Source organism: Micromonospora sp. BL1, from assembly GCF_003667485.1.
Lineage (GTDB): Bacteria > Actinomycetota > Actinomycetes > Mycobacteriales > Micromonosporaceae > Micromonospora > Micromonospora tulbaghiae.
In genome coordinates, this window is sequence record NZ_RCVK01000416.1 from 1 (window position 1) to 13,839 (window position 13,839).

12 protein-coding genes and 2 pseudogenes are annotated in these 13,839 nt (G+C 73.9%); 9 read left to right on the forward strand and 5 right to left on the reverse strand.

The genetic code is table 11. The features are described from left to right. Nucleotides 1–1,198, reverse strand: a 1,198-nt coding sequence (locus EAD96_RS30220) for an ROK family transcriptional regulator (protein WP_147457962.1), incomplete at its 3' end; no start/stop codon positions are given. A 139-nt stretch (nucleotides 1,199–1,337) separates the two neighbouring features. Here EAD96_RS30220 and EAD96_RS30225 point away from each other — a divergent pair. Both EAD96_RS30225 and EAD96_RS30230 read left to right on the forward strand, forming a co-directional pair. Then, nucleotides 1,338–1,841 (forward strand): SigE family RNA polymerase sigma factor, encoded by a 504-nt coding sequence (locus EAD96_RS30225; protein ID WP_121686663.1) that lies wholly within the window; start codon nucleotides 1,338–1,340, stop codon nucleotides 1,839–1,841. Further along, nucleotides 1,838–3,181 (forward strand): hypothetical protein, encoded by a 1,344-nt coding sequence (locus tag EAD96_RS30230; protein ID WP_121686631.1) that lies wholly within the window; start codon nucleotides 1,838–1,840, stop codon nucleotides 3,179–3,181. The genes EAD96_RS30225 and EAD96_RS30230 overlap by 4 nt, the downstream gene beginning before the upstream one ends. A gap of 50 nt (nucleotides 3,182–3,231) precedes the next feature. On the opposite strand, the gene EAD96_RS30235 is transcribed toward EAD96_RS30230, so the two are convergent. Beyond that, on the reverse strand, nucleotides 3,232–4,101 hold the full coding sequence (locus EAD96_RS30235; RefSeq protein ID WP_120568656.1) for a universal stress protein: 870 nt from the start codon (nucleotides 4,099–4,101) through the stop codon (nucleotides 3,232–3,234). A 104-nt stretch (nucleotides 4,102–4,205) separates the two neighbouring features. On the opposite strand from EAD96_RS30235, the gene EAD96_RS30240 reads away from it, so the two are divergent. Then, entirely contained in the window at nucleotides 4,206–4,664 is a 459-nt protein-coding gene (locus EAD96_RS30240; protein WP_120568655.1) for a MarR family winged helix-turn-helix transcriptional regulator, read from the forward strand. Nucleotides 4,665–4,738: 74 nt separating this feature from the next. After that, nucleotides 4,739–6,166, forward strand: a complete 1,428-nt coding sequence (locus EAD96_RS30245; protein ID WP_121686632.1) for an MFS transporter — start codon at nucleotides 4,739–4,741, stop codon at nucleotides 6,164–6,166. A gap of 1 nt (nucleotide 6,167) precedes the next feature. On the opposite strand, the gene EAD96_RS30250 is transcribed toward EAD96_RS30245, so the two are convergent. Then, entirely contained in the window at nucleotides 6,168–6,962 is a 795-nt protein-coding gene (locus EAD96_RS30250) for an alpha/beta fold hydrolase (protein ID WP_121686633.1), read from the reverse strand. Between the two features lie 55 nt (nucleotides 6,963–7,017). Beyond that, nucleotides 7,018–7,602 (reverse strand): helix-turn-helix domain-containing protein, encoded by a 585-nt coding sequence (locus EAD96_RS30255; protein WP_121686634.1) that lies wholly within the window; start codon nucleotides 7,600–7,602, stop codon nucleotides 7,018–7,020. A gap of 80 nt (nucleotides 7,603–7,682) precedes the next feature. Here EAD96_RS30255 and EAD96_RS30260 point away from each other — a divergent pair, with 80 nt between their 5' ends. The 3 genes from EAD96_RS30260 (at nucleotide 7,683) to EAD96_RS30270 (ending at nucleotide 12,476) form a co-directional block, all read left to right on the forward strand. Next, nucleotides 7,683–8,639, forward strand: a complete 957-nt coding sequence (locus EAD96_RS30260) for an NAD(P)/FAD-dependent oxidoreductase (RefSeq protein ID WP_121686664.1) — start codon at nucleotides 7,683–7,685, stop codon at nucleotides 8,637–8,639. A gap of 75 nt (nucleotides 8,640–8,714) precedes the next feature. Further along, on the forward strand, nucleotides 8,715–10,562 hold the full coding sequence (locus EAD96_RS30265; RefSeq protein WP_121686635.1) for a glycoside hydrolase family 15 protein: 1,848 nt from the start codon (nucleotides 8,715–8,717) through the stop codon (nucleotides 10,560–10,562). Between the two features lie 201 nt (nucleotides 10,563–10,763). After that, on the forward strand, nucleotides 10,764–12,476 hold the full coding sequence (locus EAD96_RS30270) for an ABC-F family ATP-binding cassette domain-containing protein (RefSeq protein ID WP_233586236.1): 1,713 nt from the start codon (nucleotides 10,764–10,766) through the stop codon (nucleotides 12,474–12,476). 67 nt (nucleotides 12,477–12,543) lie between these two features. On the opposite strand, the pseudogene EAD96_RS30275 reads toward EAD96_RS30270, so the two are convergent. Then, a pseudogene (locus EAD96_RS30275) lies at nucleotides 12,544–12,762 on the reverse strand (hypothetical protein); the annotation flags it as partial. Between the two features lie 170 nt (nucleotides 12,763–12,932). Here EAD96_RS30275 and EAD96_RS30280 point away from each other — a divergent pair. Then, nucleotides 12,933–13,112 (forward strand): annotated as a pseudogene (locus EAD96_RS30280) (DNA-binding protein); the annotation flags it as partial. A 163-nt stretch (nucleotides 13,113–13,275) separates the two neighbouring features. Then, on the forward strand, nucleotides 13,276–13,806 hold the full coding sequence (locus EAD96_RS30285; protein ID WP_233586237.1) for a hypothetical protein: 531 nt from the start codon (nucleotides 13,276–13,278) through the stop codon (nucleotides 13,804–13,806). Nucleotides 13,807–13,839 lie beyond the last annotated feature (33 nt).

Here is a 13,839-nt window from a genome sequence, read left to right on the forward strand (position 1 = left end):
CGCCCAGGGGGTCGGCGAAGAGGGGTGAGAAGCCCAGTTCGGCGGCGCCGATCAAGGTCGCGTCGTAGCCGAGCGCGGACACGCGCAGCCGGGCCTTGTCGCGGGAGATGGGCAGCACGTTGGCCGCGATCCGGCTGCGGACGTGGCTGGCGCAGACCGGGAAGACCTCGGTGAGCGTGCCTCCGAAGATCACCACGCCGGGGTTGAACAGGTTGATCACGTTCGCCACGCCGATGCCCAGCCAGTCACCGATGTGCCGCAGCGCGTCCTGCGCGGCCGGTTCTCCGCGCACGGCGGCGGCGACCACGGCGCGTACCGCCTCGCGCCCCTTCTCCTGCGCGGGTCGGCCCGCGACGTCGAGCAGCGCCCGCTCGCCGACCTCGGCCTCCAGGCACCCGCGCGAGCCGCAGCCGCAGGGCCTCCCCTGGTACGGGTTCACGAGCATGTGCCCGACCTCGGAGGCGTACCCGCCGTCGCCGTCGAGCAGTTCCCCGCCCACGATGATCCCGCCGCCCACACCGACGTCGCCGTGCAGGTAGACCAGGTTCTGCACGCCGACTCCGGCGCCGCGCTGATGCTCGGCCAGCGCCCCGAGGTGCGCCTCGTTGCCGACCAGGACGGGCAGGCCCAGGTCCAGCCGCCGGGCCAGCTCGGCGCCGAACGCCTGGTCCACCCACCCCATGTCCGGCCCGAACCGGACCATCCCGTCGCCGGGGCGGATCATCCCGCAGTAGGAGGCGCCCACGCCGACGCACACCGATCCGGGTGGCGCGGCGTGGCGCAGCGCCCGCCCGAAGTCGGCGAGCACCGAGACCACGGAGTCGAGGTCGGCCCCGGCCCGTGGCCGTTCCGCCTCCAGCCGCGCCGACACCACACCGCCGAGCCCGACGCGGGCGGCCACGAGCCGGTCCACGGCGATGTCGAAGGCGATGACGTAGACGGCGTCCGACGCGGGACGCACCACACGGGAGGGACGCCCGGCGCGTCCGCTGCCGCCCGCCGTGACCTCCCGGACCAGGCCGGCCGCCGCGAGTTCCGCAGTGAGTGCCATGACCGTGCTGCGGTTGACGCCCATCCACTCGGCCAGCTCGACGCGCGTGACCGGGCCGGTCAGGTGGACGCGCCGCAGTAGCGCGCCGAGGTTGAGCCGGCGGCTGTCCCCCTGCACGTGCCGGTCCACTGCCAGACCTTTCAGCATCGACCACTCCGTCGGATGGCGACTGGCTTTTGGCCCGAGGATAGTTCCCGCACATCGACGGGGGCCAGCGCCCGCCGTGGGGACGGCCGCCTCAACCATCGAGGGCCCGACCGGCGTTCATTGCGGTGAGGGGGTGGGCATGTCGGAGTCGTTCCGGGAGTTCGTGGTGCAGCGGTCACCGGCGTTGTCGCGGACCGCGTACCTGCTGACCGGCGATCACCAGCTCGCCGAGGATCTGTTGCAGAGCGCGCTGGCCCGCACCTACCGCCACTGGCGGCGGATCCGGGAGGGGGATCCGGAGGCGTACGTGCGCCGGGTCATGTACCACCAGCAGGTCTCCTGGTGGCGCCGTCGGCGGGTGACCGAACGGCTGGACGCGACGCCGGCCGAGCGCGGCGGCGGCGACCACACCGACGACACGGCGCTGCGGCTGAGCGTGGTGGCGGCACTGCGGCGGCTCACCGCGCGGCAGCGGGCCGTGGTGGTGCTGCGGTACTACGAGGACCTGACCGAGGCGCAGGTGGCCGAGGTGCTCGGCTGCTCGGTGGGCACCGTGAAGCGGCACGGGCACGACGCCGTACGCCGCCTGCGGGACCTGGTCCCCGACCTGCTGGAGCGGACGCCGGAGAGGAGCGAGCGGTGAGCGTACGGCTGCGGGAGGCGTTGCGGGAGGCGGCGGCCGAGGTGCCCGCGTACCCGGTGCACGACCGGGCGGTGCGGACCGCGCGGCGCACGCGGTGGCGGGCCGCCGCGGCGGTCGCGGCGGTGCTGGCGCTGGTGGCGGCCGTGCCGCTCACGGTACGCGGGGACGGCCGGACCGCACCGGCGGGCTCGGACGGGGCGGCGCTGCCGGACCGGCTCGGGCTGCCGCCGTTCGGCGCGTTGCGGGCCACCGACCGGCCCGCGCTCGGCCCGGCGTCGGTGGTGTTCAGCGGGCAGGCGCGAAGGCTGACCGGCCTGTTCGACGAGAACGGCACTGTCGGCATCGTCGGGGCGGACGCGGACCGGTACCGGACGTGGACGGTGGGCTTCGAGGCGCCGGCCGGGGAGGGAGTGCTGCTGTCCCCGGACGGGCGGTTCCTCGCGGTGCCCGACGGGTCGCCCACCAGCCCCGGCGTGGACGTGATCGACCTGGCGGGCGGCACGGTGCGGCGGTTGCCCAGCCCTCGGCCGGGCAGTGTGTGGACGGGTCCGGCCGGCTGGGCGCCGGACGGGTCGGCGCTGGCGGTCGTGGACACGACGCCGGCGAATCCGGAGCGCAACTCGTACGTCAACACGCTCAGCCTGGTGCGGCTGGACACCGGCCGGGCGGTCCGGCTGCTGGAGACCACGCAGGTGCCGGGATTCGGCTCGCCGGTGGCGTTCGCCGCCGACGGGTCGCGGCTGGCCTTCCAGGTCGGCACGAAGGTGCTCGTGAGCAGCCCGGACGGACGGCAGCTCTTCTCGTTCCCGCTGCCGGCCGACACCGCGCTCGCAGGCAAAGGGGCCTGGCTGCCGGACGGCTCGCTGGCGCTGGTCGCACACGAGTCGGCCGGCGACCGGTGGCGGCTGCGCCGGGTCGACACCGACGGCCGGGAGCTGCCCGCGCCCCCGCTGGCCGCCGTCTCGGGCGTGACGGCGATCCGGCTGCTCGGCTGGCTGCCGGACGGGACCGCATGGGTGGTCGCGTACCGGCCCGAGCCGAGCGCGCCGAGCCGGTACGCCGACGGGCTGGAGATGGACCAGCGGACCGCGTACGGCAACGTGCGGTCGATCCGGGTGCTGGGCCTGACACCCGGTGCCGCCGCTCCGGTCACGCTGCTCACCGCGCCGGACCAGGTGCTCGCCGTCGACGTGGCGGACTCGGTGGTGCACGCCGGCCGGGTCCGCGAGGCCGATCCGCCGTCGGGCCCCGGCGGCCGGGCGTGGTGGGGGGCGGGCCTCGTGGCGCTGGCGCTCGGCGGCCTGGCGGCGTACCGGTGGCTGCGCCGCGGGCGGCGATGACGCGGGTGTCTCCCCGGCCGGGGAGACACCCGCGCGGTCGGCGCGGAGGGCTACTCGGCTTCGCGGACCGGGCTCTGCGGGACCACCATGACCGGCCGGTGGGCGCGGTGCAGCGTGGCCATGGCGACGCTGCCGAGCAGGATCTTGCGAACCGCCGTCCGGCCGCGCGAGCCGACCACGACCAGGCTCGCCTTGCGCTCGGTGGCGACGGCGGAGAGCGCGTCGGCCACCGCGCGGCCGGGCGCGCCGCCGCCGGCGCGTACGCGCACCGTGGTCACCCCGTCGACCGTCTCCGGCGCGTCCCCCTCGTCGCCGTCGACGGCGACCAGGACGATCTCCCGCTCGGGGAAGAGGCGGCGGGCGGCGGCGAGTGCGGCCTCGGACCCGGCGGAGGCGTCCCAGCCGACCACCACCGGGCCGGCGGCGAGCGCGTCGTACTCGTCGGTCAGCAGCGGGTGCGGCACGACGAGCACGGGACGCGGGCTGTAGTGCACGGCCATGTCGGAGACGCTGCCGAGCACCGCGCGGGCGCCGCCGAGGCCCCGGGAGCCGAGCAGCAGCACGTCGGCCTGCTTCTCGTCGGCCAGCTCGGCGAGCCGGAGCCCTTCGCCGCCGTAGCTGCGGCACACGAGCGGCTCGGCGTCCCAGCCGGCGGCGCGGCCCAGCATCACGCCGACGGACGTCATCCGGTCGGCCTCCCGGCCGCCCTCGCGCTCGATCGCCTCGACGAACACGTTGATGTCGCGGGTGCCGGTCCAGAGCCGCTTGCGGAGTTCCTCGCTGGCGAACGGAGGCGTCCACAGATGCCCGATCCACGCGTGCGCGCCGGGGAACAGCAACGCGCCCGCCTCGATGGCGGCGCTGGCGGCCGGAGACCCGTCGTAACCCACCACCACTTGCCTGCCGTGCTCGTCGCTCACCGCACCCAACCTCTCTCACCGACGACATCTCACAAGATCGTATCCGGGCCCGGACCGGGTCCGAGCCGGATCGTCCGCCACGGAATCATCGGTACGCTGGGCGGATGAGCACCCCGGACCTGTCGTACCTACTCGACCACACCAGCCACGTGTTGCGTACCCGGGTGGCGGCGGCGCTCGCCGAGATCGGGCTGACCGCCCGGATGCACTGCGTGCTCGCGCACGCGCTGCCCGAGGAGCGTACGCAGATCCAGCTCGCCGAGATGGGCGACATGGACAAGACGACGATGGTCGTCACGGTGGACGCGCTGGAGCGGGCCGGGCTGGCCGAACGGCGTCCGGCGCGTACGGACCGGCGGGCTCGGATCATCGCGGTGACCGAGGAGGGTGCCCGGGTCGCCGCGCGCAGCCAGGAGATCGTCGACCGGGTGCACGCCGAGGCGCTGGCGAGCCTGCCGGACGACGAGCGGGAGGTGTTCCTGCGCGCGCTGCGGCGCCTGGCCGGCGGCCACCTGGCCACGCCGGTGCAGAGTCCGAAGCCGGCACGCCGCGCCCGCCAATAGTCTCCAAATAGATTGTCTGTAACGGGACTATCCGTTACAGTCTCTCCTGTCGCACCTCTCGACAGGAGGACTCCATGTCCGCTCCCCGCTCCCGCCGGCTCGCCCTCGGCGTGCTCGCCACCGGCGCCCTGATGACCATCCTCGACGGCAGCATCGTCACCGTGGCGATGCCCGCCATCCAGCGCGACCTGCGCTTCTCCCCGGCCGGCCTGAGCTGGGTGGTCAACGCGTACCTGATCGCGTTCGGCAGCCTGCTCCTGCTCGCCGGCCGGCTCGGCGACCTGATCGGGCGCCGGGCGATGTTCCTCGGCGGCACCGCGCTGTTCACCGCCGCGTCGGTGCTGGCCGGGCTCGCGGAGAACAGCGCCACGCTCGTCGCGGCCCGCTTCCTCCAGGGCGTCGGCAGCGCGGCGGCCACAGCGGTGAGCCTCGGCATCCTGGTCACGCTCTTCCCCGACGCCGCCGAGCGGGCGCGGGCGTTCGCCGTGTTCGCCTTCACCGGCGCGGCCGGGGCGGCCATCGGCCAGGTCGCCGGCGGCCTGCTCACCGACGCGCTGGGCTGGCACTGGATCTTCCTGATCAACCTGCCGATCGGACTGGCGACGATCGCGCTCGCGGTCCGTACGCTGCCCGGGGACCGGGGCCTGGGCCTCGCCGCCGGAGCCGACGTGGCGGGGGCGCTGCTGATCACCGGCGGGCTCATGCTGGGCATCTACACGGTGGTCACGATCGAGCGGTACGGGGCGACGTCGGCGCACACGCTCGGCCTGGGCGCGCTCGCCGCCGCTCTCGTCGCCGGTTTCGTGGTCCGGCAGGCCACCGCGCGCCGCCCGCTCATGCCGTTGCGGCTCCTGCGCTCGCGCGGCGTCGCCGTGGCGAACGTCGTCCAGATCCTCACCGTGGCCGCGACGTTCGCGTTCCAGGTGCTCGTGACGCTCTACCTCCAGCAGGTGCTCGGCTACGACGCCACGCGCACCGGGCTGGCACTGCTCCCGGCCGCCGTCGTCATCGGCGCGGTGTCGCTCGGCGTCTCGGCCCGGCTCAACGCCCGCTTCGGCGAGCGGGTCGTGCTGATCGCCGGGCTCGTGCTGCTCGCCGCCATGTTCGCGCTGCTGGCCCGGGTGCCGGTGGACGGCCGCTACCTGCGCGACGTGCTCCCGGTGATGCTGCTCGCCGGCGGGTTCGGGCTGGTGCTGCCGGCGCTCACCGCGCTCGCCATGTCCGCCGCCCGCGCCGAGGACGCCGGTCTCGCCTCCGGGCTGTTCAACACCACCCAGCAGCTCGGCATGGCGTTCGGCGTCGCGGTGCTGTCCACGCTGGCCGCCGCCCGGACGGCGGACCGGGTCGCGCTCGGCGACGACCGGGCCGCCGCGCTGACAAGCGGCTTCCACCTGGCGTTCGCGGTCGGCGCGGGGCTCGTGGTGGTCGCCGTCGTGCTCGCGTACGCGCTGCTGCGCCCCCGCACGGCGGAGCGCGCCGACGCCCCGGCGCTCGTGGGGTGAGTCAGCCGGGGGCGCGGGCCGGACGGGTGAGGAACGGCAGCACCGCCGCCGGCAGCGCCGGTGAGGCCACCACGTCGTAGTGGGTCAGCCCGGGCAGCACCGCGAGCCGGGACGCGGGACGGTCGCCGTCGCCGCCCGCGTCCCGGTGGCCGCCGCCGAGCAGGCCGAAGAACTCCGCCGCGTGGCTCACCGGGATCTCGTCCGCGTCGGCGAAGACCAGCAGCACCGGCATCGGCAGCGCGGCCACCTCGGCGGACCAGTCGTAGTCCCGCCGCAGCAGTTCCCCGCTGCGGGCCCAGAGCAGGGGCCAGTCCTGCGGGCGGGGCGCGACCCGCGCGTACCGCTCGTACGGCGGGGTGCCGCGCATGCGCTCGGCGGCCCGCTCGTCGTGGGCGGACATCGCGGCCAGCGTCTCCGGGTACCAGCCGCCCCGCCGGAACGGCGTGGAGACGAGCACCAGGCGGCGGACCAGATCGGGGTGCTGGATCGCGGTACGCAGGGCCACCGCGCCCCCGAGCGAGTAGCCGAGCACGTCGGCGTGCGGCAGTCCGAGGTGACGCAGCAGCCCGGCGACGTCGTCGGCCATCGACTCGTACCGCAGCGGCCGGTCCAGACCGCCGGTGCGGCCGTGGCCCCGCAGGTCGGCGGCGATCAGCCGGCGGCGCGCGGCCAGCGCCTGCCGGACCGGCGCGAACGTCTCCGTCGACCCGTATCCGCCGTGCAGCAGGACCAGCGGCTTGCCGGTGCCGTGCTCCTCGTACCAGATCCGCAGCCCGCCGACGCCCGCATAGGTCACCCGCCGATCGTCGCGCCCTCGGCGCCGCGGCGGGCGCGTTACCGGCGCGCCGGTCTCAGCGGGCCGTGCGAGGGCGGGCGCGCAGGTGGGCGCGTTCGCCCTGGCTGCCGAAGAGGCTGAGGAACTCCACCCCCTCGCTGTCGGCGCGGCCGAACCAGTGCGGCACGCGGGTGTCGAACTCGGCCGCCTCACCGGGTTCGAGCACCAGGTCGTGCTCGCCGAGCACGAGCCGCAGCCGTCCGTTGAGCACGTAGACCCACTCGTACCCCTCGTGGGTCTTCGGCTCGGGCTCGGACCGCCCGCCGGCCGGGATGATCAGCTTGTACGCCTGGATGCCGCCGGCGCGGCGGGTGAGCGGCAGCATGGTCATCCCGAACGCGGCGACCGGCCGCAGGTGGACGCGCGGATCGCCGGTGGGCGGGGCGCCGACCAGCTCGTCGAGCGTGACGCCGTGCGCGCGGGCCAGCGGGAGCAGCAGTTCCAGCGTCGGCTTGCGGCCGCCGGACTCCAGCCGGGACAGCGTGCTCACCGAGATGCCGGTGGCGGCGGAGAGGTCGGTGAGGGTGGTCTCCCGCTCGCGGCGCAGCGCGCGCAGCCGGGGGCCGACCGCGTCGAGGGCCTGGTCGAGGTCGTCGTCCATGCCTGCCAGTTTGCCACATCAGCAACAGAGTTTGCAGTTCTGCCGGGCCTCGCCGCAATCTGGTCGCGGAGGTGGTCACGATGACCGAGAACTACGAGGTACTGGTGATCGGCGGCGGCGCGGCCGGGCTCAGCGGCGCGCTCATGCTGGCCCGGGCACGCCGGTCGGTGCTGGTGGTCGACGGGGGCGAGCCCCGCAACGCTCCCGCCGACGGCGTGCACGGCCTGCTGGGGCACGACGGCGTGCCGCCGGCCGAGCTGCTGGCGCGCGGCCGGGACGAGGTGCGCCGCTACGGCGGGCACCTGACCGAGGGCCGGGTCGAGACGGTGGACCGCGACGGCGCCGGGTTCGCGGTGGCGCTCGCCGACGGCCGCCGGGTACGTGCCGGCCACGTGCTGGTCGCCACCGGCCTGGTCGACGAGCTGCCCGAGGTGCCCGGCCTGCGCGAGCGCTGGGGGCGGGACGTGGTGCACTGCCCGTACTGCCACGGCTGGGAGGTGCGCGAGCGGCCGATCGGGGTGCTCGGCACCGGCCCGATGTCGGTGCACCAGACGCTGCTGTTCCGGCAGTGGAGCGACGACGTGGTCTACCTGCGGCACACCGCGCCGCCGCTCACCGACGAGCAGGCCGAGCAGCTCGCCGCGCGCGGCGTGCCGGTGATCGAGGGTGAGGTCGCGGCCGTCGAGACGGACGGGGACCGGCTGACCGGGGTACGCCTGCGCGACGGCCGCACGGTCGACCGCGAGGTGCTGACCGTCGCGCCCCGGATGGTGGCGCGGACCGGGTTCCTGGCCGGACTGGGCCTGCACCCGCAGCCGCACCCCAGCGGGATGGGCGAGTACCTGCCGGCCGGTGAGGCGGGGCGTACCGATGTGCCCGGGGTGTGGGTCGCGGGCAACGTGACCGACCTGTCGGCGCAGGTCGGGGCCGCCGCGGCGGCGGGTGCCCGGACCGCGGCGATGATCAACGCGGACCTGGTGCAGGAGGAGACCCGCCGGGCGGTCGAGGCTCGGCGTGGCGCGCGGGAGGGTGGGTGACCACGAATCGTCCCTAACCTGACAATTCTTCCCCTAGGTTGAGTCGGAGAGGGCAGTCGGAACCTGGGGGGCGACGTGGAGGGCTATCCGGCGATCGAGGATCACGGTCTCATCGGCGACCTCCAGACCGCCGCGCTGGTGACGTGTGACGGGACGATCGACTGGTTCTGCGCGCCGCGCTTCGACTCGCCGAGCATCTTCGCCGCGCTGCTGGACAAGGACAAGGGCGGCTTCTTCCAGATCGCCCCGCACGAGGTCCGGTACGTCACCAAGCAGCTCTACCTGCCCGGCACACCGATCCTGATCACCCGGTTCATCAGCGCGGACGGCGTCGCCGAGGTGATCGACTTCATGCCGGTCACCGGCGAACGGGTCACCGACTCGCACCGCATCGTGCGCATGGTCAACATGGTGCGCGGCAGCATGCGGTTCCGGGTGGAGTGCCGGCCCCGGTTCGACTACGCACGCCAGAGCCACGAGCTGGAGCGGCACCGCAACGGCTACCTGTTCCGCAGCCCGTCGGCGACGCTCACCTTCAACCCGATCGACCCCGTGCGGCAGCTCTGGGCCCAGACCGGCGAGATCCGCATGGAGGGCGGCGACCTCATCGCGTACGGCACCCTCAAGGAGGGCGACACCGGCGGGGTGATCCTGGAGACCGGCAGTGAGGAACCCCGGATCATCCCGCCGGAAGAGGTCCAGGGCATGTTCGAGTGGACCCGGGACTACTGGCGGCGCTGGGTCGAACGCTCCCGCTACACCGGCCGCTGGCGGGAGATGGTCGAGCGCTCCGCCATCACGCTCAAACTCATGACGTACGCGCCGACCGGCGCGATGATCGCCGCGCCGACCGCCGCGCTGCCCGAGCTGGTCGGCGGCTCCCGCAACTGGGACTACCGCTACACCTGGGTACGCGACACCTCGTTCTCCGTGCACGCGCTGCTCGGCCTCGGGTTCACCGAGGAGGTCAGCCGGTACATGGACTGGCTCGACGAGCGCATCCGCGAGGCCGGCGACCACCAGGACCCGCTGAAGATCATGTACCGGGTGGACGGCTCCTCCGACCTGCACGAGGAGGTGCTCGACCACCTGGAGGGATATCGGGGCTCCCGCCCGGTACGAATCGGCAACGGTGCCGCCGACCAGCTCCAGCTCGACATCCACGGCGAGGCGCTGTACGCCATGCACCTCGCCGACGAGCAGGGCATCCGCGTGTCGCACCAGGTGTGGAAGAGCACCGTGCGCCTGGTCGACTGGCTCTGCCACAACTGGGACAAGCGCGACGCCGGGATCTGGGAGAGCCGGCACCACCCCCGCAACTACACGTTCGGCCGGGTGATGTCCTGGGTGGCGCTGGACCGGGCCATCCGGCTGGCCACCCGCACCGGCCGACCCGGGGACATGAGCTGCTGGACCGAGCAGCGCAACCGGATCTACAACCAGGTCATGGCCCGCGGTTTCCACCGGGAACGCGGCAGCTTCGTGCAGGCGTACGACGAGAACGTGCTCGACGCCGCCCTGCTCTACATGCCGGCGGTCGGGTTCGTCACGCCCAGCGACCCGCTCTGGCTGTCCACGCTGGAGTCGATCGAGCGCGACCTGGTCTCGGACAGCCTGGTCCACCGGTACGATCCGCTGCACTCCCCCGACGGGCTGCCCGGCCACGAGGGCACGTTCAACATGTGCACGTTCTGGTACGTGGAGGCGCTGGCCCGCTCCGGCCGGCTGGACGACGCCCGGCTCACCCTGGAGAAGATGTTCACCTTCAGCAACCACCTCGGCCTCTACGCCGAGGAGATCGCCTCCACCGGTGAGCAGATCGGCAACTACCCGCAGGCGTTCAGCCACCTCGCCCTGATCAACTCGGCGCTGGCGGTCAACGACCTGCTCGACGCCGAGGCCCACGCCCGCCTCCGCCGGTAACTCCGGTGATCTCCCGTCCGGCTCCGGGTAGGGTTGGCCGCATGAGGTTCCACGCCGCCGTCATGAAGCCCTGGTCCCTCCGCTGACGGCGGCAGGGTGACCGGCTTCTTCTGACGTACCAGCTCTGCTCCGCCGTCCCGGCGTTCCCGCCGGGCGGTGTCCTCGCGCTGCCCGGCTCCACGACGAGCCGAAGAGCGGACTGTGAACAACCTCGACAACATCCCTTCATCCCCATTCACCTCGGGCGGCCTGCTGCCCGCCGGGCACCGGGCGCACGTCCGGGCCGACGGCGTCGGCGTCGTACGCGGCGGCCGGGTCGTGCTGTCCGACGTCGGCGTGACCGTCTCTGCCGGATCCCGCCTGGCGGTCGTCGGCGAGAACGGCCGCGGCAAGACCACCCTGCTCCACGTGTTGGCCGGCATCATCGCGCCCGACCAGGGCACCGTGGAACGGCTGGGCACGATCGGCGTCGCCCGGCAGCACCTGGAGGCGCGCAACGGCGAGACGGTGGGCACGCTGATCCACGAAGCGGTCCGGGAGTCCGAACGCGCGCTGCGGGCGCTGGACGCCGCCGCCGACGCGCTGGCCGAGGGCCGGGCGGGCGCGGACGACGCGTACGCCACAGCACTCGACGCGGCGACCCGGCTCGACGCCTGGGACGCGCAGCGTCGCGTCGACGTGGCACTGGCCGGTCTCGACGCCTGCCCGGACCGGGACCGCCCGCTGGCGACGCTGTCGGTCGGCCAGCGCTACCGGGTGCGGCTGGCGTGCCTGCTCGGGGCCCGGGTCGACCTGCTGATGCTGGACGAGCCCACGAACCACCTCGACGCGGACAGCCTGGCCTTCCTCACCGCGCGGCTGCGCGAGCATCCGGGCGGCGTGGTGCTGGTGACCCACGACCGCGCGCTGCTGCGGGACGTGGCCACGGAGTTCCTCGACCTCGACCCCAGCGCCGACGGCCGCCCGCGCCGCTACGCCGGGGACTACGCCGCCTGGCAGGACGGGCGCAGCCGGGACTTCGCCCACTGGGTACGCGACCACGAGGCGCAGCAGGCCGAGCAGCAGCGCCTGGCCGACGCGGTACGGGAGGCGCAGGGCCGGCTCAGCACCGGCTGGCGTCCGGAGAAGGGCCACGGCAAGCACCAGCGCCAGTCCCGCGCCCCGGGGCTGGTCCAGGCGCTGCGACGCCGGCAGGAGGCGCTCGACGCGCACCGGATCACCGTCCCGGAGCCACCGCAGCCGCTGCGCTGGCCGCCGCTGGACACCCGGGCCGGACTGCCGATCCTGCGGTGCCACGACGTGACGGTGACCGGGCGCCTGCGTACCCCTGTCACGCTCACGCTCGACGGCGGGGACCGCCTGCTGGTGACCGGGCCCAACGGCGCGGGCAAGTCGACGTTGCTCTCCGTGCTGGCCGGCGACCTCGCGCCGTCGACCGGCGAGGTCCGTCACCCGTCCGGCGCGCGCGTGGCGTACCTCGGTCAGGAGGTGCCCGACTGGCCGTCCGGGATGCTCGCCCACGACCTGTACGAGCAGCACGTGGGCCGGTTGCGCTCCACCGGGCGCCTCGGCTCCGGCACGCCCCTGCCGCTGGGCGCGACGAACCTGCTCGACGCCGAGGCCCGGCGTACCCCGGTCGGCCGGATGTCGCTGGGACAGCAACGGCGGCTGAACCTGGCGCTGCGCCTGGCCGAACGTCCCGACCTGCTGATCCTCGACGAACCCACGAACCATCTGTCCGCGCCACTGGTCGACGACCTCACCGCGGCCCTGCTGACGACCAGGGCCGCGGTGGTCGTCGCGACCCACGACCGGCAGATGCTCCACGACCTGGCGGCCTGGCCCACGCTGCCGCTCACCGCCGGCGACGCCGGGCCGTCCGGTCACACAGCGTCATGCCTGCCGGAAGATTGATGGCTTCGAGCGTTATGACTGAGAGGCATATTCATGCCTCTCAGTCATAACGCTCATGCGGTCCTGCTTCCCGGGTCCATCCGACGAAGCGGCGGTGCAGTGCGCCGGCCGGCGCCCAGGGCATGTCCTCGGTGGCCTGCACGAGGTAGGCGCCGAGGTACAGGGCCAGCGACACCGGAGCGTCCGCGTACTCCGCGCGCAGCTCCCGCCTCCGGGTGGGGCACGGCCAGGGCAGGTCGCAGCCGCCGCAGCTCCAGACCGGCATGACCGTGCCGTGGGTGGTCACCGCGCACCCTCCAGGAACCGCGCGGTGACCGCCCGCGCCTGCCGGCTGGTCGCCCATTCCACCTGCCAGCAGGGGTACGGAGTGAGCCGCGCCCGCCGATCACTCGTCACTCCCCTGCGGCCAGTGACCACGGTTGATCGGAAACGATGCCGCGAATGACAGGGCAGATCGGCGCCCGCTATCACGGGGCGATCCAGCTCCTGGCCGAGCCGACGGGCCGACGGATGGCCGGGAAGTGGGTCGGATTCGGCAAGGACATGGACGTGAACACCGGCCCGTGGGAGCTCGTCTTCCGCGACGCGTCGACCTCCAAGGCGACGCTGGACCGGTACAACACGCCAGCCACGTAGCAGGCGCCGCGCCATCGCCTCGACGTCGGACAGGAGCGGTGCCGGCGTCGACTACTCTGCATCGGAACACGGCACGGCACGGTGCCCAGTTCCAGCGAAGCCGCACGTCGTGCCCGCGATACAACAGGAGAACGCTGTGACAGTCCGCGCCACGGGCCGGCCGTTGACCCGACTGGAAGCCGCCCAGGCGCAGGCGGAGCACGTGCTCGGTGCCCGGAAGGCCAAGCGGATCGCGACGTTCGGCAACGGCACGCTGTACGTCAAGGCGGGCACGCTGGCGCAGGTCATGTCCTGGCTCATCGACTTCGTGGTGTGCCTGTTCGCTGTCGCGGTAGGTGTCGTCGCCCTGTCCGTGGTGGACCGCGCGGTGACCCTCTCCGGCGGTGCCCTCGCCGGGGCGGTGCTCGCGTTGTTCGTACTGGTGCCGGTGCTCTACGGCCTCTGCTACGGCAACGGCCGGGCGCTCGGTGCCGTCCTCACCGGCACGCAGCTCGTGCGGGTCAAGGACGGCAGCCGGATCGGCGTCAAGGCATGCTGGGCCATGCTGGTCCGGACGCTGTTCATGCCGGTCCTGTCCGTCGTGCTGGTGGTGACCGCGTTCAGTACCGGTTCCGCGGATGCGCCCGGTTCGCTCGTGCGGACCAGCATCGACCCGGACGCCACCCGGCGCCTCCACGCCGCGGGCATCCGCTGACCCGTCACCACACCGCACCGCGACGGCCGACGC